A 19,719-nucleotide genomic window follows, 5' to 3' on the forward strand; every position below is an offset into this window, starting at 1 on the left:
CGTCATGGAAGAAGTCAAGCACGAGCTGGTGATCATCCGCAGGCGCAGCGCCTTCGCGGAGGAGGCGCATCACGGTGGCGTCTGGAAGATCGCGTACGCGGACTTCATGACGGCGATGATGGCGTTCTTTCTGGTCATGTGGCTGCTCAATGCACTCAATCAGGACCAGAAGCAGGTGGTCGCGAGCTATTTCAACCCGATCAAGCTCGCGGAGAACGCACCCGCCCCGAAGGGCCTCAAGGATCTCACCAAGAAGGAGCCGACGCAGTTCGAAGGCCAGGACGGCAAGCGTCAGCCGGCCGGGCCGAACGAAGAACGTCGCGGAGACTCGCCGACGGCGGAGAAGCCTGCCTCCTTCGAAGAGAAGGTTCTGTTCCGCGATCCCTATGCGACGCTTGCCGAGATCGCGAACAGTGCGAACCAGGCCTCGGGCCAGCGCCGTGCCGGCGCGCTGACCTCCGCCGAAGAGGACGGACTCAAGGGCGGCGATGCCTATCGCGATCCGTTCGATCCCGGCTATTGGAAGTTGGCGCCTCAGTCGTCCAAGGATGCGGATCACTTCGTCGACAGCGAGCCAAAGCCGAGCGCGTCCGCGCGCGACAACGCGTCCGGGACAGGTCAGGGCGAGCCGCAGGCGCAACGTGCCAAGCAGGACGATGCCGGCGGAAGCGTGGCTCCGAACGCGGACGCGTCGTCTGCAAGCCTGTCGCCCCTGCTGCCGCCGGGGCCTGCGCCTTCGCAGGCTCAACGCGATGGCAGTGCCCAGGCAAATGCGCCGCAACCGGGCGCCCAGGCTGGCGCTCAAGCCAATGCCGCCGCGCAGCCACGCCCCGGCGATCAAGCAAAGAATTCCGAATCGCGTGATGCGGCACAGACCCAGCAGCCGACCGTCAAGCAGCTGCAGTCCGCGATCGCGGATGCGCTGTCGGACATCAAGGCCGGTGCGGGCCCAGTGGCCGAGGTACGCCAGGTCGAGGAAGGCCTTCTGATCAGCCTGACCGACGATGCGAGCTTCGGCATGTTCGCGGTCGGCTCGGCCGAGCCGCGGCCCGAGCTGATCCGCGTGATCGACAAGATCGGGCCGCTGCTGACGAAGCGCCAGGGCATGATCATCGTCCGCGGCCACACCGATAATCGGCCTTACAAGTCCGAGAATTACGACAATTGGCGGCTGTCGACCGCGCGCGCGCAGATGGCTTACTACATGCTGGTTCGGTCCGGCGTCGATGCGCAGCGGATCGAGCATGTCGAAGGCTACGCCGATCGGCGGCCGAAACTGACGAACGATCCTGCTGCCGCTCAGAACCGCCGGATCGAGATCCTGGTCCGGGAGAAGCGCCCTTGATCAGGCCGCTCCTGCGCGCCGCGCTGCTGCTGCCGTTCACGACGGTATGCGCGTTTGCCGATCCGGCACCGTCCCCGGCATCAACCTCGGGCGAGCCCTATGAGCTCGTGCGCACCTTGCAGGCGGTGCAGGATGGCATTGCCCGTGGCGACACCGCGGCGCATGGCAGCCACATCGCGCTGACCCGGCAGGTCGGCGAAAAGTTCCTCGCCGCCGATCCGGGCGTGTGGAGCAACGCGCAGAACGGCCAGGCCGTCATCATCTATTTGCTCAGCGGCGGCGGGCCGCAGGTCGTCCGAAAGCTGCCGCGCGACAAGCTGAACGTCGACGAGCGGCTGTTCAATGGTGCGCTGGCCTATGTCGAAGGCCGCCAGGACGAAGCGCGCGAACTGCTCAAGGACGTCAAGCCGCGCACGCTGCCAACGGGCCTGGGCGGACAGGTCGCGCTGGTCCAGGGCGCGCTGTTCGCGCGCGCCGAGGCATCGCTCGCGATCGAGCGCCTGGACGACGCGCGGCTGCTGTTGCCGGGCACGCTGGTGGAGGAGGCGGCGCTGCGGCGCGAGATCCTGCTGGTCGGGCAGGCCGAGGATTTCGACAAGTTCGAGTTCCTGACGCTCGCCTATATCCGCCATTACCGCAACTCGGTCTATGCCGGGGACTTCTGGCAGCGCTTCGCCTCCGGCCTGACGCAATCGAGCATTGCTCTCGACGAGCGCCGCTTTGCGCGGATCGTCACTCTGCTGGAGCAGATCGACCGCGCGAGCCGCCTCAAGCTTTATCTCGTGATCGCGCGTACCGCGATGGTGCATGGACGGCTGGCGGTGACCCGGCTTGCAGGCGAGCGTGCGCTGACGCTCAGCGCCGACGCCTCGGAGGATCGCGAGCGCGCGCATTTCTTACGCGGCGTCTCGCGGGCGCTCACTGACGAGTATGACGGCGGTGTCGCCGAGTTGAAGGCCCTCGACCGCTCGAAGTTGCCCGAGCGCGACGTTCCGTTGCTGAATGCGACGTTGCAGCTCGCACTCGATGTCCGCAAGCCGTTCGCGGGCGGATCCACCGCCGCCGCCGACAAGCCTCCGGTCACGCCGGCGCGTCTCGATCTCGCCGCGTCGACCGAGACGCTTGCGCGCGCGCGGAAGCAGCTCGGCGAACTCGAACGCCTTACCAGGGATCGCCCATGACGAAGCTCAGTGGAACCTCCGGACAGGTCTTTTCGGGTCTCGCCGAAAGCCTCAACGTGCGCGGCGCATCGCGCTCGGGAAAATCCGCCGGAACGAAATCGCCGGCAGATTCGTCGTTCAACGATCTGCTGCACACCGTCTCGAATCTCGCGAAGCGGGCGCTCAACGACGAGGGCGGCAACATGAGCGCGAAGGCCGGGTCGTTGCGCACGCACCTTGCGCGCCCGGCCGACAAGGACAAGACGGTGCGGGAACGCACCGAGGCGGATGACGAGCCCGAACCCATTCGCAAATCGTCCGACGAGAAAACTGAAAAATCGCCGGAGACGCAAACTCCGGTCGACCACGGCGCGAAAACCGAAGTTTCGGCCCGATCGAGCATTCCGGCGGTCGTCGAACAGCAGTTCGCCGCCGTGCCGGCCGTGAAGCCGCAGCTGCAATCGCCGGCGGGCGACAAGAAGGACGCGCCTGCGCGCGACGAGCGCCCTGCCACGGCGAAGCGTGAGGTCCAGGGCACGGCGAAGGTCACGTCTGCCGAGCCCGCGCCGCCCGCTGCCGCTTCAACGGGCACGCGCTCGCAGGCCGCGCCTTCGCAGGCGGCGGCAGCCGCGCAACAAGGCAGCGGTGTGTCCTCGAAGCCAATGCCCGCGACGCAAGGCTTCGAGGCCATCACGGCCAATGTCGAGCGCGCCGTCAAAGCCTCGGCGCGGGACGCATTGCCCGAAGCGACCAAGGTCACCGTGGTCCAGCAGGAGACCCATCTGCCACCGGCGCAGTTCAGCGCCCCGCAGCAGGTCGCCAACGCAGTCGTCGCCGAGCTGAAGGAATCGCCGGCTCCGACGGCGTCCACCGCCCCCGATCTCGCGACGTCGCAGACCAATGCGCCTGAGCCGCTCAAGATCCTGACGATCAATCTCGAACCGCCGGCGCTCGGCAACGTCACGGTACGCCTTCGCCTCGTCGGCTCGGAGGTTTCCGTTCACCTCGCGGCCGCGCGCAAGGACACCAGCCTGATGCTGGATCAGCAGCGCGACTCGATCCGCGATCTCATGCAGTCGGCGGGCTATGTCGCCGACGTCGCGCCCGTGCAGCACGGCTCGCTGGACGGATTCCAGAGCGGCTCCGGCCAGCCGCAGCCGCAGCTCGCCGGCCAGCAACAGCCATCGTCGCAGTCGCAAGGCACGTTCGGCGGCGCCGGCACGTCGTCCGGGCAATCGGACGGCGGTGCGAAGCAGGCCCGGCAGGAGCGCCAGTCCAACGAGGAGACGCGTCATGACCAGGACGTGGGGCCGCATACTCGCCGCGGCCCTGTTTATCTGTAGCGCGGGCGCCGCGCCAGCTGCGACCGACAACGCGCGCCCCTGCGAGCGCGAGATGGCGCGCGCGTCCCAGCAGCATGGGATTCCGCTCGGCATTCTCTATGCGGTCGGCCTCACGGAGACCGGGCGGCGTGGTTCGCTCCACCCTTACGCGCTCGGCGCCGACGGCCAGACCGTGTTCGCCAAGGACATGAACGACGCGATCGCGAATTTCGAGACGATGCGCAGCAAGGGCATCAAGCTGATCGACCTAGGCTGTATGCAGATCAACCATTATTATCACGGCGACAAGTTCACGTCGGTGCGCGCGATGTTCGATCCCGCGAAGAACGTCGAATACGCCGCACGCTTCCTGAAAGAGCTGAAGCAGCGCGAGGGCAGCTGGACCATGGCGGTCGCGCGCTACAATGCAGGCCCCAACAACCAGCCCGCGCAGAAGCGCTACGTCTGTCACATCGTCGCTCATCTCGTCTCCAGCGGCTTCGGCGCGTGGACCGACAAGGCGCGCTCGTTCTGTCAGCCGAAGACGACATGACCGCTACAACCTGAAAGTTGTGTACGGATCCCAATCATCAGCCCCGCGCAAGCAAGAACCCGCATTGTAGATACAACCTGACAAAGGAGCCTACTTCATGAGCCTGTATGGTGTTATGCGCACCGGCGTTTCCGGAATGAGCGCGCAGTCCAACAAGCTGTCGACGGTTTCGGACAACATCGCGAACGTCAACACGACCGGTTACAAGCGGGCTTCGACGGAATTCTCGTCACTGATCCTGAAGAGCGGCTCCGGCAATTACGACTCCGGCGCCGTCGAGACGACGGTTCGCTACGCCATCAGCGACGCGGGACACACGCAGTTCACCACGTCGACCACGGACCTCGCCGTGCAGGGCAACGGCTTCTTCGTGGTGTCGAACGCCACCAACACGCAGCAATATCTGACGCGCGCCGGCTCGTTCGTGCCGGACGCCCAGGGCAATCTGGTCAACGCGGCCGGCTACTACCTCCTGGGCCAGCCCGGTAAGGTGACCAATTTCTCGCAGAACAGCCTGTCCGGCATGCAGATCGTCAACATTGCCCAGGTTTCGCAAGTGCCCGTGCCGACGACGGCGGGAACGCTCACGACCGGCAATCTGGATCCGAAAGCGGCTGTGATCGCCGGTCCGCCCGGACCGGCGTCATATTCGTCGAAGAGCTCGATCGTGGCCTACAACAATATCGGCCAGGCCGTTACGCTCGACGTCTACATGTCCCACACGGCGACGGCCGCCGGCTCGGACACCTGGCAGATTCAGGCTTACAACTCCGCGACAGGTGCGTCGGTCGGCGCCGCCACCACTCTCACCCTCGATACGACCGCAACCGGCAAAGGCGCGCTGGCCGCGGCGAGCCCGACGACTCTCGCCTTCACCGTCCCCGGCGGTGCGGCGGCGACCCTGGACCTGTCGAATCTGACGCAGACCGGAACCGATTTCAGCTTCAAGGCGACCGTCAATGGCAGCGCTCCATCGGCCATCGACAAGGTCGATGTCGACGATTCGGGCTTCGTGACGGCCATCCTCAAGAACGGGCAGCAACTGACGCTCTACACCATCATGCTCGCCGACGTCGCGAGCCCCGACAACCTGACGCCGGAGCCCGGCAACGTCTATTCGACCAACATGAATTCCGGCAACGCCCAGGCCGGGAATGCCGGTACCGGCGGTCTCGGCACTGTCCAGTCGGGCGCGCTGGAGGACTCCAACGTCGACCTCGCGGACGAACTCACCGGGATGATCGAGGCGCAGCGCGGCTTCACTGCGAATTCGAAATCGTTCCAGACCGGCGCCGATCTTCTCGACGTCGTCGTCAACCTGAAGCGCTGAATCCTCAAGCGCTCATTCCGGGCAAGAGCAGATCATGTCCCTTACCGCCGCTCTCGACTCCGCTCGTGCGTCGCTCATGGCGTCGGGCATCCAGTCTTCGACGATCTCGCGCAACATAGCCGGTGCCACCGCCACCGGCTATTCGCGCAAGATCGCCGTGCTGGACAATCTCCCCGGGGCCGGCGTCTATGTGGCGGCGATCCAGCGCGCCGCCAGCTCGGGTCTCTATAATAACGTCCTGATCGCGACGTCCGGGTCCGCCAAGCAGAATGCGATCCTGGACGGTCTTCAGAAGATATCGGCCTCGACTGTGGACGATCCCGAACTTGGGCAGTCGCCGGCTGCCCAGCTCAACAAGCTGAAGCAGGCGCTCCAGCAATATGCCAACGCTCCGGACAACACCACGCTGGCGCAGGCGGCGGTCACGTCCGCCAAGGACATGGCGACCGCGCTCAACCAGGCCACCAAGACCGTGCAGACGGTGCGCCAGGGAGCGGACGCCGACATGGCGACTTCGGTCGGGAATATCAATCAGCTCCTGACCCAGTTCGATAAGGTCAACACCGCGATCGTGAAGGGGACGATCGCCGGTGACGACGTCACCGACTATCTCGACCAGCGCGACAACATCGTCTCGAAGATGTCGCAGGAGGTCGGCGTCTCGATGACGCTGCGCGCCAACGGCGACGCGGCGCTCTACACCGACAGCGGTGTCGTGCTGTTCGACAAGACGGCGCGCTCGGTCAGCTTCGCGGCGACCAACATCTATACGCCCGGGACCACCGGCAATGCTGTCTATATCGACGGTGTCCCGGTCACCGGCGCCAATTCCGTGATGCCGATCAAGACCGGCAAGCTCGCCGGCCTCGCCCAATTGCGCGACAACGCCACGGTCACGTATCAGAGCCAGCTCGACGAGGTCGCACGCGGCCTTGTCGAATCCTTCAAGGAGGTCGACCAGTCCGGCGCCGCGCTGCCCGACCGGCCCGGCCTCTTCACCTATCCCGGCTCACCCGCGATGCCCGCAAGCGCGACCGTCTCGGTCGGCCTGGCCGGCTCGATCAGCGTTGCGGCGTCGGTCGACCCGGCCCAGGGCGGCAATCCCAATCTGCTGCGTGATGGCGCGATCAGCGGCAACGTCGCCTACAGATACAACACCACCGGCAATGCCGGCTACTCGACCAGGCTGCAGCAGCTCATCGGCAACATGGATGCGTCGCAGCCGTTCGATGCATCCACCCAAGGCAAGCCGACCGGCAGCTTGATCGATTTCGCGGCGTCGTCGACGAGCTGGATCGAAAACCAGCGCAAGGCCGCGGACGACAACGCCACCTACCAGAACACGCTGCTCGACCGCAGCTCCGCGGCGCTGTCGAACGTCAGCGGCGTCAACATGGACGACGAGATGTCCTTGATGCTTCAGGTCGAACGTACCTATTCGGCATCGTCGAAGATCATCTCGACCGTCGACCAAATGTTGCAGAGCCTGCTGGCCGCCGTGGGGAATTAAGTCATGATGAGCGCCAATTACATCTCGACCCTGATGCTGTCTTCGTCGTTGAGGTCCTCGATCACGAACAATCAGGCCGCGCTGACCAAGGCCTCGAAGGAAGCCACCACCGGCCGCTTCGCCGATGTCGGCCTCGAGCTTGGTGCCACGACGGGAAGCGACGTCACCCTGCGGGCAGACCTGAGCTTTGCCGATCAACTCGTCGATACCAACGGGCTCGTCTCGGGGCGCCTGGACACGACGCAGAACCGGATCACCCAGCTCGGCACGACCGCAACCTCTTTCCTCAAGGACCTGATCGCGGCCCGCAGCACCGACGGCGGCGGGCGGATCATCCTGCCGCCTGCGTCCTCCAATCTCCAGGACCTGATCGGCGCGCTGAACGTCTCCTATAACGGCTCGTATCTGTTCTCGGGCATCAACACGCAGAACCAACCGATCACGGCTTACACCGCGGGCTCGGCCAGCAAGAACCAGGTCGACGCCGATTTCCTGGCGACCTTCGGCTTCTCGCAATCCTCGGCCAGCGTGGGCACCATTACCCCGGCCCAAATGCAGACCTTCCTCGACACCACCTTCGATGCCGAGTTCGCGAGCCCGGCCTGGAACACCAATTGGTCAACGGCCACCGACCAGACCATGCAAAGCCGTATCTCCACGACCGAGATCGCCGATACGTCCGTTAGCGCCAACCAGATCGGCTTCCGCAGGCTCGCCGAGGCCTACACCATGATGGCGGATCTCGGAAACGCGAAGCTGAGCCAGGACACGTTCCAGGTCGTCGTGGACAAGGCCATCGGCCTTGTCGGTAACGCCATCAATGACCTCGCTACGCTCGGCGGCAGCATGGGCACAGTCCAGCAGCGGGTCACCGGCGCCACCGAAAAGCTCAAGGCGCAGCAGGACATTCTGAACAATCAGATCGTCGGTCTGGAGGCGGTCGACCCGACGGAGGCCTCGGTCCGGGTCAACACGCTGCAGACCCAGATCAAGACGGCGCTGGCGCTGACGTCGCAGCTTCAGCAGATCAGCCTCATCAACTATCTCTGAGTCTGGGTCTGTAACCTTTGTCTCGTTATTCGGTCTCCTGCGCAGAGTGGTTCTAATGACGTTTGAAGCCTATGAAGCGGTTGTCGACGATAGCGGCTATGAGGCGCGGGGCCGCGAGCGGCAGGCGCTCAGTCTCGGCATCGACCGGCTTGAGCGGGTCCAGGGCGGGCGCTTCAGCTTCGAGGATCTGGTCGAGAGCCTGCTCTACGTGCGGCGGCTGTGGACGATCTTCATCGAGGATCTCGCCCATCCGGAAAACGCACTCCCGGAAAAGCTGCGCGCCGACATCATCTCGATCGGCCTGTGGGTCGTCAAGGAAGCCGATCGGCTTCGCGAGGAGAAGTCGAACGACGTGATGCAGCTCATCGAAATCAACCGCCTGATCCGAGACGCCCTCTGATGAAAATATCCTTGCGGGCGGGCGAGCGGATCTACGTCAATGGCGCTGTGCTGCGCGTGGACCGCAAGGTCTCCGTCGAGCTCGTCAACGACGTGATGTTCCTGCTCGAAGGGCAGGTCATGCAGGCCTCCGACGCCACTACGGCGATGCGGCAGCTCTATTTCATCGTCCAGCTCATGCTGTTGAACCCGACGGATATCGGCGCCGCAGTCGCGCTCTACGGGGAGCATCATGCGGCCCTGCTTGCGGTTTGCGAGAGCCGCGAGATGCTCGACGGGCTCGCCGCGATCCACGAGCTGGTCCGTACGACCCGCTATTTCGAGGCGCTCAAGCGGATCCGGGCGCTGTTCCCGGTGGAGGACGCAATCCTGGCCGGCCTGGCCGGCGTCGCCACCGAGATCCCATTCGAGGCTGCCTGAGAGCGGAGAGGCTACATGAACGTCAACAGCGCGACCGACAGCACCAGCAAGTCCAATGCGACCAGTTCCACGCAGAACACGGCGACCAACACCGTCGACTACAATACCTTTCTTCAGCTCCTCGTCGCCGAGATGAAGAACCAGGATCCGACCAATCCGATGGATACCTCGCAATACATGAGCCAGTTCGCCCAGCTCTCGACGGTCGAGCAGGCCATGCAGACCAATTCGAAGCTGGATGCGCTGCTGTCGTCGCAGTCGCTGTCGCAGGCCAACGGGCTGATCGGAAAGACCGTCAGCTTCACCGACGCGACCGGCGCGAACTTCAGCGGCAAGGTCGTTTCGATCTCCATCAACAGCGACGGCTCCATCGCGACCCTCGAGAACGGCACGAAGGTCGCGGTCGGGCCCGGCCTTACGATCAGCCAGTCATGAACGAGCGGGACGCCCTCGACATCGTCCAGGCGGCGATCTGGACCATCATCGTCGCCTCCGGCCCCGCCGTCGGCGCCGCGATGCTTGTCGGCACCGCCATTGCGCTGATCCAGGCCCTGACCCAGGTCCAGGAGGTGACGCTGACCTTCGTGCCGAAGATCATCGTCATCCTCGTGGTCGTTGCCGTTTCCGGCTCCTTCATCGGCGCCCATCTCTCCACCTTCACCGAGATGGTGTATTCGCGGATCGAGCACGGCTTCTGATCCGCGAGAGCCCGGCCACCACCCTCGCGTAAGCTTTGCACGGCAGATTGCGGGGCGGACCCTCTGCCGGTGACCCATGGCCGATACATTAGCTGCTAGCCTGCCGACCCCGCGACGATTGGGGGCCGACGCCTTTTTCGCGGGCGGCATCGTGGCCATGCTCACGATCCTGTTCCTGCCGATTCCGCCGATCTTGATCGACCTCGGCCTCGCCGTCTCGATTGCGCTGTCGGCGCTGATCCTGATGGTCGCGCTGTGGATCCAGCGCCCGCTCGATTTCTCCGCCTTCCCAACCGTGCTGCTGATCGCGACGATCCTGCGGCTGGCTCTCAACGTTGCGACCACCCGTCTGATCCTGTCGCGAGGCGGGGAGGGGGAAACCGCCGCGGGCCACGTCGTTGCCGGCTTCTCGAAGTTCGTCATGGGCGGCGACTTCGTCATCGGTCTGATCATCTTCGCGATTCTGGTCACGGTGAATTTCGTCGTGATCACCAAGGGTGCGACGCGTATCGCCGAAGTCGGCGCCCGTTTCACCCTGGATGCCATTCCGGGCAAGCAGATGGCGATCGACGCGGATCTGTCCGCGGGCCTGATCGACGACAAGGAAGCTCAGCGCCGGCGCCGCGAGCTCGAAGAGGAGAGTTCCTTTTTTGGCGCGATGGACGGTGCCTCGAAATTCGTCCGCGGCGACGCCATCGCCGGCCTGATCATCACCGCGATCAACATCTTCGGCGGCATCATCATCGGCGTGACCCATCACGGTCTGACGCTGTCGCGTGCCGCCGACGTCTACACAAAACTGTCAGTCGGCGACGGTCTGGTCACGCAGATGCCGGCCCTGATCGTGTCGCTGTCGGCGGGCCTTCTCGTCTCCAAGGGCGGCACCAGGGGGTCGGCGGAGCAGGCCGTGCTGCGGCAGCTCGGCGGCTACCCGCGCGCGGTGTCGGCGGCGTCGTTGATGATGTTCGTGCTCGCCTTGATGCCTGGGCTGCCGATGGCGCCCTTCGTGCTGCTCGGCGGCGTCATGGCCTTTGTCGGCTACTCGCTGCCGCGGCGGCAGGCGGCGCGGGAGAAGAAAGAGCATGCGCGCAAGGCCGACGAGCGCGCCCAGGCCGATGCCAAGGAATCCGTCAAGGAGTCGCTCAAGACCGCAGAGATCGAGGTGTCGCTCGGCGGCCATCTGTCGGTCCATCTGCTGGGCGCGCGCACCGAGCTTGGCCACCGGGTCAGCAAGCTCCGCAAGAAGTTTGCCAAGCAATACGGTTTCGTCATTCCGGAGATCAAGCTCAGCGACAATCTGTCGATCGATCCCAAGGGATACCAGATCCGGATCCACGACACGCGTATCGCCCATGGCGAGCTGCGGCTCGGCGAGGTGCTGGTGCTTGTCGACAAGGACGGCAAGCCCGACGTGCCCGGCGAAGAGGTGATCGAACCCGCTTTCGGCATGAAGGCGCTGTGGGTGACGGAGGCGTTCACCGACGAGGTCAAGCGTCAGGGCTGCAAGCCGGTCGACAACCTGTCGGTGCTGCTCACGCACTTGAGCGAAGTGCTCAGGGCAAATCTCGCACAGCTGCTGTCGTACAAGGACATGCGCGGCCTGCTCGACCGTCTCGATCCCGAATACAAGCGCCTGGTCGAGGATCTCTGCCCGTCGCAGATCTCCTATTCGGGCCTGCTGGCGATCCTGAAGATCCTGCTGGCCGAGCGCGTGTCGATCCGCAATCTCCATTTGATCCTGGAGGCCATTGCCGAGATCGCACCCCATGTGCGGCGCTCCGAGCAGGTCGCGGAGCATGTGCGGACGCGACTTGCCCAGCAGATCTGCGGCGACCTTTCCGACAACGGCGTGCTGAACGTCGTCCGCCTCGGTAACCGCTGGGACCTGGCGTTCCACCAGAGCCTGAAGCGCGACGCCAAGGGCGAAGTCTTCGAATTCGACGCCGATCCTCGCCTGATCGAGCAGTTCGCAACCGAAGCCAGCGCCGCGATCCGAAAATTCACCGAGAACGGCACCAGCGTGGTTCTGGCGGTCACCCCGGAAGCCCGCCCCTATGTCCGGATGATCCTGGAGCGGGTGTTTCCGACCTTGCCGGTCCTGTCGCATGTCGAGGTCGCGCGCAGTGCCGAGATCAGGGCGCTGGGAGCCATCTCGTGATCAACGGCCTGGCCGACAGCGTGCTGGTCACGTTCATCGTGTTCTGCCGCATCGGCGCCTGCCTGATGCTCGTGCCCGGCTATTCCAGCGTCAACGTTCCGGCCCAGGTTCGCCTGTTCGTCGCGCTCGTCACGACGTTTGCGCTGACGCCGATCCTGATCTCGGTCCTGAAACCGCTCACCGACAACGCCGCGCCGCTGACGCTTGCGCTCCTGATCTGCTCCGAGCTCGTGGTCGGCAGCGTCATCGGGCTCGGCGGGCGCGTGTTCTTCCTCGCGCTGCAGACCATGGCGACCGTGATGGCGAGTGCGATCGGGCTGAGCAACATCCCGGGAACGCCGGTCGGCGACACCGATCCGGCGCCGGCCCTGGTGCCGCTGATCATGGCAGCCGTCACCACATTGTTCTTCATGACCGACCAGCACTGGCAGGTCCTGCGCGGGCTGATGAACTCCTACGACGTCTGGCAGCCTGGCAACAAGATCGGCGGCAGCATGGCGCTCGACCAGCTCGTCAGCCGCCTGTCCGAGGCGTTCGTGCTGACGCTGCGGATCACCAGCCCCTTCATCGTCTATTCGGTCATCGTCAATCTCGCGGTCGGCCTGATCAACAAGCTGACGCCGGCGATCCCGGTCTATTTCATCTCGGTGCCCTTCGTGCTGTTCGGCGGCTTCCTGCTGCTCTACCTCACCAGCGACGAGCTCCTGACGCAATTCATGCTCGGCGTCTCGTCGTGGCTGGCGGAGTGATGGTCATGACGTCGCGCGCGGACAAGCTCGGCCGGATCGTCTCGCTCGTGAAGCTTCAGCTCCGGCTGTCCGAATGGCAGCTCGCGCATCTGCGGCAGCAGGAGCGCAGCTTGCAGGACGAGCAGGAATGGCTGGTAGGAACCCTCAACGAGGGCAAGCCGCCGGCGGGGTCGTCGAGCGCATCGATCGCGCGGCGCCTCAACAGGACGAGCGCCGGTGCGCGCGCGGTCCAGGCGCAGGCGTCGCAGCAACTGGACCAGGTCCGCGCGGAGACTCGCCGTGTGAAGCAGCTCGAGCAGGTCGCGAAGGCCGCGCTCGCAGACAAGCTTCGCGACGCGGAGGCGCGCGCGCTCGAAGAGATGACGGGAAAAAGCCCCGCCGTGCGCGACTGGACGTCACGGCCAGCCAGCCGGAACAAGACATGATCGTGACAGCGACGCCAGACCTCGTTCTCGATGTCCTCGATGCCGCCGACCCCGTGACGCAGCGGGCGGCGACCGCGAAGCTCGATGCGCTGAAATCGTCGGACGCCGATTTCGCCGCCACGATGGACGCAGAGGTCGGCAAGGCCAAGGCGGCGACTGCCGATCATTCCGCGGCGCAGGCTGCCGAAGCGCAGCAGTCGGGTGCGGTGAACGGGCCGCCGGTGCGGGTGATCAAGGCGCCCGCATCCGGCGAGGTGTACCGGAAGTTCGAGGCGTTCATTCTCCAGACCTTCGTCGAGACGATGCTGCCGAAGGAGTCGGAGGAAGTCTTCGGCAAGGGCACGGCCGGCGGCGTCTGGAAGTCGATGCTGGCGGAGCAGCTTGGTGCTCAGCTGGCAAAGGGCAACGGCATTGGCATTGCCAAGCAACTCGCCGCTGCGCAGCCGGCGGGGCCCGGCGTTACGGAAAAGACCGGATCATGATCCGGGAATGGGTGACAGAAGTTGAGGGGTGAATTTCCTATGCAAGCACAAGAAGGTGCGGCGGTCCTGGTGGTGGAGCAGCCGGTCGTGGACGCCGAGGCGATGACGCTGGAAGCGGCGGAAGGCGATGCGTTCTTGCCTGCGCTGCTGCCGAATCTCGGCAGTGACGTGGTCAACGACGGCACCGACGCGGCGAGATCGGACGAGGTGCGTGGCCTGCTGTCTGCGATCCGCCGGCTCGAGAACATCGTCGAAGAGGAGACGGTCGCGCTCTCGACGGGCAAGAAGATCGATTTCGACGACTTCAGTGCCCGGAAGAGCCGGAGCATGCTCGAATTCGTCCGCTTGATGCGGGCACGGATGCATCTCGGCAACGAGGTCGAGATCACCGAGGAGATCCAGCGGTTGCGCGAGAAGCTCGAGCGAAACCGTTCCATCCTCGAAATGCATTACGATGCGGTGCGCGAGGTCGCGGCCATCATCGTCAAGGCGATCAAGGAAGCCGAGTCGGACGGCACCTATACCGGCCGCACAGCACAGGACGGAAAATGATCAGACTCGTGCTGGCCGGGCTCTGGGTATGCATCCTCACCGCGGGCACGAGCTATGCCGTGGCCTATTGGAAGGAAAACGGCAGCCTGCTGCCGGCGAAGGACGAATATCTCGACGGCCTTCAGTACCAGAAGACGCGGGCGCTGAGCGTGCCAATGGTCGAGGGCGGCAGCGTGCAGGGCTACATCGTGGCGCGCTTCGTCTACACCGTTGAGGCGCGGATCATGCACCAGCTCAACGTCCCGCCGGAGCCGTTCGTCGTCGACGAGGCCTTCCGCAGGATCTATGCCGACGACCGCCTCGATTTCAGGAAGCTCGCCCGTTACGACCTTTCCATCCTCACGACGGCCATCAAGCAGCGCGTCAACGAGCGGATGCAGGCCGACGTCGTCCAGGACGTCCTGGTCGAGGACTTCAATTATGTTTCGAAGGAAGAATTCCAGCAGAAGCCGTAACTGTCGCGGCGCCGGCATCGCGAGGCCGCTGTTCCGCCATCCCTGCCGCTGATAGTGCAACGGCCTCTGCGAAGGGTACTCCGCAGAGGCCGTTGTCGTTTTTGTGGCGATGCCCTGCCGCGTCAGTTCCCGGCCGGGTACGCCGCCGGGGCGGCATGTGCCCTGTTCAGGAGGATGCCGACCTCGTCGAGTTCCTGCATCGGCACGTCGATGGTCTCGCCGGCCGGGATGTTGAGGCGGTATCCGACGTAGCGCCGGGCCACGATCGCGTCGAAGCCGAGGCGGTCGCGGAGTTTCTTGCGCAGTTTGCTGACGTGGCTCTCGATCACGCTCTCGTCGAAGGTCGACTCGAAGATGCCGTAGACCGCGTTGAAGATCTGCGTCTTGGTGATCCACTTGCCGTGGTTGCTGACCATATATTCGAGAATGCGCAGCTCGCGGCGGGGCAGGGTGAGAGCGTGGCCCGCGATCTCGGGGTCACGTCCGTTGAAGAAGACCTGGATCCTGGTCTCGCAGGGCCTCGGTAGCTCGCCCACCCGGCGGCGCGCGATTGCGGCCGTTCGGGCGAGGATCTCGCGCAGGTGAATCGGCACGTGGACGACGTCGTCGACGCCCGATTCGAACAGCTCAAGCGTGTTCTTGAGCATCTTCTGGCCGCTCATGGCGATGATGGGCGCCGAGGAACGCTTGCGCATCGCCCGCGGCAGGCTTCCGCGGGCATCGCAGTCCCCGAGGAGAAAGGCGTCGACCGCCGCCAGATCCGGTTCACTCGCAGATTGCAGCCAGTCCCAGAATTCTCCGGAGGAGAAGCCGATCGACGATACACCTTCGCGAACGAGCCCTCCAACGTAGCTGTTCGTGACGCTCTCGCGATCATCAACGATAATATACATTAGTCTTTCGCCCCTGTTTCGCACTTGTTGCGGCCGGATGGTTGTTGTGATGCCCGGCTCGGCAACCATGCTGTTTGACGATATTTCCCATCCCGCGAACCGTTGTTATGGTTTCGATATTCGCGGGCAGCCCTACGCATTCAGTGCCTGCGTGTGCAGGCCTGCTACTTCGACTCGATACTGAACGCTTACTGCGTGAGGCTCGGCGGGTGTCTTACGGATCACCTCGCGGAGCGGATTGAGACAGACCTAGAACAGTTGCGCCAACTTGCCGATTGCGTCCGAACGCACCTGAACCGTGTCGATCTCCTCGCCAACTGGCGAGAATCACTTGAGTAGGACCGTAACAATTGCCGATTTCCGATCAAGCGCGCGCAACAAAGCGGTTGCTATGCGTGTTTGATGCTGTTGATTCGTTTCTGGTTGTTTCTTTGTATATTCGACCGCATCAATTGATTTGATAATCGAACTAGTTTTGCACCGTAGCGTTTCTAAAGTTCCGCATCCCCGCGTAATCACAGCTATTTTGTGCGGTGCTGCGGGTCATGCGCACAATGGGGTTTTCAACCCGGGATTGACTCTCCTGCTGGGGTTTCCCCATGCGACAATTCGACTCATGTACGGCGCGTCGACTCCAGCTTGGCGAAATCTTGGCGAGTGTGTGTCTTTCGAGTCGCACTCTCGCCACGTCCATGACGCTTTTGACTCATGCGACGTCGCATCGGGCGCGATGAAAAGTTTTCGCTGCGCACGTTTCAGGCAAGCTTCGGCAAATAACTTCACCGTTCGATAGATCGAACCGAACGGAGCATTTTCACATGTTGTCCGATGGACAAGCTCGTCCCAACGCGACCGCTGATGTTTCCGCGGCGGCGAAGCCGGCTCCGGATGCGCGCGATACAAGCACGGCACAGACGGCCAAGCCCGCTGCAAGCGCGAAGCGTGTGTCGGCTGCGGCGAACGACGAGACTCTGGCGAAAGAGGCGCTCGAGGGCCTGAAGCGTATTCGCGCCAAGGCGCGCCTCGACAAGATGGCGATACCGAAGCCTGCGCCGACGGTGATGAAGCCGGCCGTGATCGTGGCCAAGCCGCCGCCGCCGCGTCCGACATGGGTCGCGCCGCTCGCAACATTGGCGGTCGCTGCGATCCTGGTGGTCTGCGCCTGCACCGGCGTGATCGCCTATCTCACCACGCAGCCCGCCCAAAGCAACGTTGCCGCCAATACGGAGATCAGGAATCTGCGCGAGACTGTCGCGCTGCTGCGCAAGCAGGTGTCAGGCGTGTCCGAAAATCTCGACGGCCTGCGCACCGCGGTCGATCAGTCGAGCAAGGCGACCAACGATCGCTTCGGCAGGTTCGCCGAGAATCTGGATCGTATCGAGCGGGTGAGCTCGTCCTCGACGGTGAAGCTGGACAAGCTCGCCCAGGCTCAGGCCCAAGTGCCGGCACCGGCGGCCGTCGCCTCGCAGCCGCCCTCGCAGACGATGCCGATGATGGCCTCGGTTGCCGCGCCCGAGATCACGGGTTCGGTTCCTCCGTCGGCGCCGCGCAAGGTGGTCAAGGGCTGGTCGGTCCGTCAGGCCTATGAAGGGATTGCGATCCTGCAAGGTCCGAACGGCGTCATCGAGGCTGTGCTTGGACAGCAGGTCCCCGGCCTTGGCCGCATCGAAGAGATCAAGAACGAGAACGGCCGTCTGGTCGTGGAGTCCAGCGGCGGCGTCATCTACTCGTCACGCAAGGCGACGCCGTGATCGAGGGCCGTCTCCTATTGGCGATGATGCTCGAAGCTGGTGCATAGCAGATCGATCTCCGCCTCGGCGATCGGCGCGCGAAACAGGCGGCAGCTGAACTCGGCGGCGCCGGGCTTGCCGTCCGTGGCGGTGCGATCTTCGCGCAGGAAGATGCATCGCTTGCAGACGTCGGTATGGTGCCGCTGCTCGGCCGCGTCCGCCTGATCGAGCACGTGCCGGAGCGTATCGCGAAAGCGGATCTTGGCCTCGTCGTCGAGGACGGCGATCGGCTCGAGGAGAACGCTGATGGGGTCGCGCACCAGGAACTTCTTGCCCTGCTGCGTCACGCTCAGCGTCACCGATCGCTTGTCCGTCGCGGAGCGCTTTCGCTCCAGATACCCGAGCCGCTCGAGCTCGCCGATGATGAAAGAGGCGGTGCCGCGCGTGGTGCCGACGTAGCTCGCGAGCGCCGAGGGCGTCCGCGAGAAACGGTTGGCGCGGGAGAGAAAGCGCAGGGCCATCCATTCGCGGTCGCGCAAGCCATGCTTGGTGCCTTCGAACCACAGGATGCGGGCCATCTGTCCCAACAATTCAATCGCTTCGCGAGCTAAAATCATTTCAGTTCCAGGTCGGACAAGCTTTATTCAATTGAGCCTTTGGTAGCGCAATCTGGGTGGACGAGAATGAAGTTCTCGGGCGATTCTTCGTCCGTTGCCGGATGGAAGGACCGCGCTCGGGAAGTTGCATCCGTTGTGCAGATGGAACTTCCGGCCGTGGAACTAGAGCGTCACACAGAAAGTTCGAGTAAATCGCACGGCTCAACTCTCTGAAAATTTCAATCAAATCACGAGAGCTTGCGCGTGAATTGACGGTGATGTGCGACGCCTGAGCAACATGATGTGTCATTGTCGCCACTGCGAGGCCCATTTGTTGCGGCCTGGAGTTTCGAATACGCAAAAGGGCGCATCACCGGCAACGCCTGGCGATGTGGCTGGCCGGGAGAGAACCCTCTCTTTCGGTTAATGGATGTTGCGACGCAATGCAGCCAGACGGTTAAGTCCGGCAAACGAGCGAATCCAGGGAGTCAAAGTGTCGTTGGGAATTGAGCAAGCGGCGCCGTTCAACGTCAAACGAGCAGCATTCGCAGCCACCATCGGCAACATGCTCGAATTCTACGACTTCATTACCTACAGCTTCTTCGCCATCCAGATCGGCCATAGCTTCTTCCCGACCGGAAGCGAGTACGGCAGCCTGATGCTGTCGCTGGCGACGTTCGGGGCCGGCTTCGTGACGCGACCGATCGGCGGGATCGTGCTTGGCATCTATTCCGACCGGATCGGCCGGCGGCCCGCCATGCTGCTGAGCTTTGCGTTGATGGGAGCTGCGATCCTGACCATCGCGCTTACGCCGTCCTATCGCATGATCGGCGTCGCCGCGCCCATCATTGTGATTGCGGCGCGCATGGTGCAGGGCTTCGCCCTTGGCGGCGAGGTCGGACCGACCACCGCCTATCTCCTCGAGATTGCCCCGCCCGAGCATCGGGCGCTGGTCGTGGCATGGCAGCCGGCGAGCCAGGAGATCGCGGCGACAGCCGGCGCGCTGGTCGGCGTCATCCTGAGCACGACCATGGCGCCGGAGATGCTGGACTCCTACGGCTGGCGGGTGGCGTTCCTGATCGGGGCCGTCTGCCTGCCGTTCGGGCTCTGGATGCGGCGGACACTGCCCGAGACGATTCCGCATGCCGATGCCGGTGTCGCAGCGAAAGAGCGCACGGGTCACCTCTCGCAGGCCCGACGTCACCTCGGCATCATCGCGCTGGCCTTGATGATCCTGGCCAGCGGCACGATCTCGACCTATGTCACGCAATACATGACGACCTATGCGCAGAATACCCTGCATGTGTCGTCGACACTGGCTTTCGCCGTGTCGCTCGTCAGCAACGGCATTCAGTTCGTCGGCGCACTGGTCGGCGGATGGCTCGCCGATCGTCTCGGCCGTAAGCCGATCATGATCTGGCCGCAGCTCGCAACGCTCCTGCTCACCTATCCGACCTTCCTGTGGATCGTCCATGCACCGGGCGCGCTGTCGCTCCTGATCGGCTTCGGCGTGCTATCGATCATCGGCTCGCTGCCGTTCACCGCGTTCTATGCGACCTTCACCGAAGCGCTGCCCCAGAACATCCGTGGAGGCGTGTTCGCGACCGTCTACGCGGTGGCGATCGCGAGCTTCGGAGGTACGGCGCAGCTCGTGGTCACCTGGCTCCTCCACGTCACCGGCAATCCGCTGGCGCCGGCCTGGTACCTCCTGCTTGCGGCGATCGTCGGACTTGTCGCAATGAGCCTGATGCCCGAAACGGCGCCGGTGAAAAAACGTCAGGGCCTGGCCTGAACGCGGACATGCTCGCAGGCTGGTGATTTGCGTTTCGCCTGCAATTATCGGCGAATGCGCCGCCTGAGGAATCAGGGCCAAGCATCAGGAAGGATCGACC

Annotated in this window: 21 protein-coding genes; 19 read left to right on the top strand and 2 right to left on the bottom strand. The window is 64.1% G+C overall.

The annotated features are described in order from the left end of the window. Nucleotides 1–4 precede the first annotated feature (4 nt). From QJT78_RS01775 to QJT78_RS01855, 17 genes are all read left to right on the top strand, one after another. Nucleotides 5–1,345 carry a MotB family protein gene (locus QJT78_RS01775; protein ID WP_028147164.1) on the top strand — a complete coding sequence of 447 codons (1,341 nt, stop codon included), beginning with the start codon at nt 5–7 and terminating at the stop codon, nt 1,343–1,345. After that, the gene (locus QJT78_RS01780) at nt 1,342–2,526 is read left to right on the top strand and encodes a chemotaxis protein (protein WP_038944914.1); all 1,185 of its coding nucleotides are present in this window, start codon (nt 1,342–1,344) and stop codon (nt 2,524–2,526) included. Before QJT78_RS01775 ends, QJT78_RS01780 begins: the two co-directional genes overlap by 4 nt. Then, on the top strand, nt 2,523–3,848 hold the full coding sequence (locus tag QJT78_RS01785) for a flagellar hook-length control protein FliK (protein ID WP_028147162.1): 1,326 nt from the start codon (nt 2,523–2,525) through the stop codon (nt 3,846–3,848). The genes QJT78_RS01780 and QJT78_RS01785 overlap by 4 nt, the downstream gene beginning before the upstream one ends. Further along, nucleotides 3,799–4,380, top strand: coding sequence for a transglycosylase SLT domain-containing protein (locus QJT78_RS01790; RefSeq protein WP_028147161.1), 582 nt, complete (start codon nt 3,799–3,801; stop codon nt 4,378–4,380). Before QJT78_RS01785 ends, QJT78_RS01790 begins: the two co-directional genes overlap by 50 nt. 97 nt (nt 4,381–4,477) lie before the next feature. Continuing rightward, on the top strand, nt 4,478–5,710 hold the full coding sequence (locus tag QJT78_RS01795; RefSeq protein WP_038944910.1) for a flagellar hook protein FlgE: 1,233 nt from the start codon (nt 4,478–4,480) through the stop codon (nt 5,708–5,710). A 34-nt stretch (nt 5,711–5,744) separates the two neighbouring features. Continuing rightward, on the top strand, nt 5,745–7,220 hold the full coding sequence (gene flgK / locus QJT78_RS01800) for a flagellar hook-associated protein FlgK (protein ID WP_028147159.1): 1,476 nt from the start codon (nt 5,745–5,747) through the stop codon (nt 7,218–7,220). 3 nt (nt 7,221–7,223) lie between these two features. Continuing rightward, complete coding sequence (locus tag QJT78_RS01805) at nt 7,224–8,270, top strand: flagellar hook-associated family protein (RefSeq protein WP_028147158.1); 1,047 nt, start codon at nt 7,224–7,226, stop codon at nt 8,268–8,270. A gap of 55 nt (nt 8,271–8,325) precedes the next feature. Continuing rightward, the gene (gene flaF / locus QJT78_RS01810; RefSeq protein WP_028147157.1) at nt 8,326–8,670 is read left to right on the top strand and encodes a flagellar biosynthesis regulator FlaF; all 345 of its coding nucleotides are present in this window, start codon (nt 8,326–8,328) and stop codon (nt 8,668–8,670) included. Next, nucleotides 8,670–9,089: a flagellar biosynthesis repressor FlbT gene (flbT, locus tag QJT78_RS01815; RefSeq protein WP_038944909.1), complete on the top strand. Its 420-nt coding sequence runs from the start codon at nt 8,670–8,672 to the stop codon at nt 9,087–9,089. The genes flaF and flbT overlap by 1 nt, the downstream gene beginning before the upstream one ends. A 15-nt stretch (nt 9,090–9,104) precedes the next feature. Beyond that, nucleotides 9,105–9,524 (top strand): flagellar hook assembly protein FlgD, encoded by a 420-nt coding sequence (gene flgD, locus QJT78_RS01820; RefSeq protein WP_028147155.1) that lies wholly within the window; start codon nt 9,105–9,107, stop codon nt 9,522–9,524. After that, the gene (fliQ, locus tag QJT78_RS01825) at nt 9,521–9,787 is read left to right on the top strand and encodes a flagellar biosynthesis protein FliQ (protein WP_028147154.1); all 267 of its coding nucleotides are present in this window, start codon (nt 9,521–9,523) and stop codon (nt 9,785–9,787) included. Before flgD ends, fliQ begins: the two co-directional genes overlap by 4 nt. Nucleotides 9,788–9,863: 76 nt before the next feature. Then, entirely contained in the window at nt 9,864–11,945 is a 2,082-nt protein-coding gene (flhA, locus tag QJT78_RS01830) for a flagellar biosynthesis protein FlhA (RefSeq protein WP_028147153.1), read from the top strand. Then, nucleotides 11,942–12,694, top strand: coding sequence for a flagellar biosynthesis protein FliR (gene fliR, locus QJT78_RS01835; RefSeq protein ID WP_028147152.1), 753 nt, complete (start codon nt 11,942–11,944; stop codon nt 12,692–12,694). Before flhA ends, fliR begins: the two co-directional genes overlap by 4 nt. A gap of 5 nt (nt 12,695–12,699) precedes the next feature. Beyond that, nucleotides 12,700–13,119, top strand: a complete 420-nt coding sequence (locus tag QJT78_RS01840; RefSeq protein ID WP_028147151.1) for a hypothetical protein — start codon at nt 12,700–12,702, stop codon at nt 13,117–13,119. Continuing rightward, complete coding sequence (locus tag QJT78_RS01845; RefSeq protein ID WP_028147150.1) at nt 13,116–13,601, top strand: rod-binding protein; 486 nt, start codon at nt 13,116–13,118, stop codon at nt 13,599–13,601. The genes QJT78_RS01840 and QJT78_RS01845 overlap by 4 nt, the downstream gene beginning before the upstream one ends. Before the next feature lie 39 nt (nt 13,602–13,640). Continuing rightward, complete coding sequence (locus tag QJT78_RS01850; protein WP_028147149.1) at nt 13,641–14,153, top strand: hypothetical protein; 513 nt, start codon at nt 13,641–13,643, stop codon at nt 14,151–14,153. Next, nucleotides 14,150–14,608, top strand: coding sequence for a hypothetical protein (locus QJT78_RS01855; protein ID WP_014492689.1), 459 nt, complete (start codon nt 14,150–14,152; stop codon nt 14,606–14,608). Before QJT78_RS01850 ends, QJT78_RS01855 begins: the two co-directional genes overlap by 4 nt. A 122-nt stretch (nt 14,609–14,730) precedes the next feature. On the opposite strand, the gene QJT78_RS01860 is transcribed toward QJT78_RS01855, so the two are convergent. Then, the gene (locus tag QJT78_RS01860) at nt 14,731–15,501 is read right to left on the bottom strand and encodes a response regulator transcription factor (protein WP_028147148.1); all 771 of its coding nucleotides are present in this window, start codon (nt 15,499–15,501) and stop codon (nt 14,731–14,733) included. Between the two features lie 818 nt (nt 15,502–16,319). On the opposite strand from QJT78_RS01860, the gene QJT78_RS01865 reads away from it, so the two are divergent. Further along, nucleotides 16,320–17,252: a hypothetical protein gene (locus QJT78_RS01865; RefSeq protein WP_038944445.1), complete on the top strand. Its 933-nt coding sequence runs from the start codon at nt 16,320–16,322 to the stop codon at nt 17,250–17,252. 14 nt (nt 17,253–17,266) lie between these two features. On the opposite strand, the gene QJT78_RS01870 is transcribed toward QJT78_RS01865, so the two are convergent. Beyond that, the gene (locus QJT78_RS01870) at nt 17,267–17,848 is read right to left on the bottom strand and encodes a MarR family transcriptional regulator (protein WP_028147146.1); all 582 of its coding nucleotides are present in this window, start codon (nt 17,846–17,848) and stop codon (nt 17,267–17,269) included. Between the two features lie 544 nt (nt 17,849–18,392). Here QJT78_RS01870 and QJT78_RS01875 point away from each other — a divergent pair. Continuing rightward, nucleotides 18,393–19,619 (top strand): MFS transporter, encoded by a 1,227-nt coding sequence (locus QJT78_RS01875; protein ID WP_249151579.1) that lies wholly within the window; start codon nt 18,393–18,395, stop codon nt 19,617–19,619. Nucleotides 19,620–19,719 lie beyond the last annotated feature (100 nt).

It is taken from the genome of Bradyrhizobium sp. Mp27 (assembly GCF_029953005.1).
GTDB classification, from domain to species: Bacteria; Pseudomonadota; Alphaproteobacteria; order Rhizobiales; family Xanthobacteraceae; genus Bradyrhizobium; species Bradyrhizobium barranii.

What these genes read in the sequence shown, in the direction of transcription:
- QJT78_RS01775 (WP_028147164.1), top strand. Translation starts at nt 5, where the DNA reads ATGGAAGAAGTCAAGCACGAGCTGGTGATCATCCGCAGGCGCAGCGCC.
- QJT78_RS01785 (WP_028147162.1), top strand. Translation starts at nt 2,523, where the DNA reads ATGACGAAGCTCAGTGGAACCTCCGGACAGGTCTTTTCGGGTCTCGCC.
- QJT78_RS01790 (WP_028147161.1), top strand. Translation starts at nt 3,799, where the DNA reads ATGACCAGGACGTGGGGCCGCATACTCGCCGCGGCCCTGTTTATCTGT.
- QJT78_RS01795 (WP_038944910.1), top strand. Translation starts at nt 4,478, where the DNA reads ATGAGCCTGTATGGTGTTATGCGCACCGGCGTTTCCGGAATGAGCGCG.
- flgK (WP_028147159.1), top strand. Translation starts at nt 5,745, where the DNA reads ATGTCCCTTACCGCCGCTCTCGACTCCGCTCGTGCGTCGCTCATGGCG.
- QJT78_RS01805 (WP_028147158.1), top strand. Translation starts at nt 7,224, where the DNA reads ATGATGAGCGCCAATTACATCTCGACCCTGATGCTGTCTTCGTCGTTG.
- flaF (WP_028147157.1), top strand. Translation starts at nt 8,326, where the DNA reads ATGACGTTTGAAGCCTATGAAGCGGTTGTCGACGATAGCGGCTATGAG.
- flbT (WP_038944909.1), top strand. Translation starts at nt 8,670, where the DNA reads ATGAAAATATCCTTGCGGGCGGGCGAGCGGATCTACGTCAATGGCGCT.
- flgD (WP_028147155.1), top strand. Translation starts at nt 9,105, where the DNA reads ATGAACGTCAACAGCGCGACCGACAGCACCAGCAAGTCCAATGCGACC.
- fliQ (WP_028147154.1), top strand. Translation starts at nt 9,521, where the DNA reads ATGAACGAGCGGGACGCCCTCGACATCGTCCAGGCGGCGATCTGGACC.
- flhA (WP_028147153.1), top strand. Translation starts at nt 9,864, where the DNA reads ATGGCCGATACATTAGCTGCTAGCCTGCCGACCCCGCGACGATTGGGG.
- QJT78_RS01840 (WP_028147151.1), top strand. Translation starts at nt 12,700, where the DNA reads ATGACGTCGCGCGCGGACAAGCTCGGCCGGATCGTCTCGCTCGTGAAG.
- QJT78_RS01845 (WP_028147150.1), top strand. Translation starts at nt 13,116, where the DNA reads ATGATCGTGACAGCGACGCCAGACCTCGTTCTCGATGTCCTCGATGCC.
- QJT78_RS01850 (WP_028147149.1), top strand. Translation starts at nt 13,641, where the DNA reads ATGCAAGCACAAGAAGGTGCGGCGGTCCTGGTGGTGGAGCAGCCGGTC.
- QJT78_RS01855 (WP_014492689.1), top strand. Translation starts at nt 14,150, where the DNA reads ATGATCAGACTCGTGCTGGCCGGGCTCTGGGTATGCATCCTCACCGCG.
- QJT78_RS01860 (WP_028147148.1), bottom strand. Translation starts at nt 15,501, where the DNA reads ATGTATATTATCGTTGATGATCGCGAGAGCGTCACGAACAGCTACGTT.
- QJT78_RS01865 (WP_038944445.1), top strand. Translation starts at nt 16,320, where the DNA reads ATGTTGTCCGATGGACAAGCTCGTCCCAACGCGACCGCTGATGTTTCC.
- QJT78_RS01870 (WP_028147146.1), bottom strand. Translation starts at nt 17,848, where the DNA reads ATGATTTTAGCTCGCGAAGCGATTGAATTGTTGGGACAGATGGCCCGC.
- QJT78_RS01875 (WP_249151579.1), top strand. Translation starts at nt 18,393, where the DNA reads ATGCTCGAATTCTACGACTTCATTACCTACAGCTTCTTCGCCATCCAG.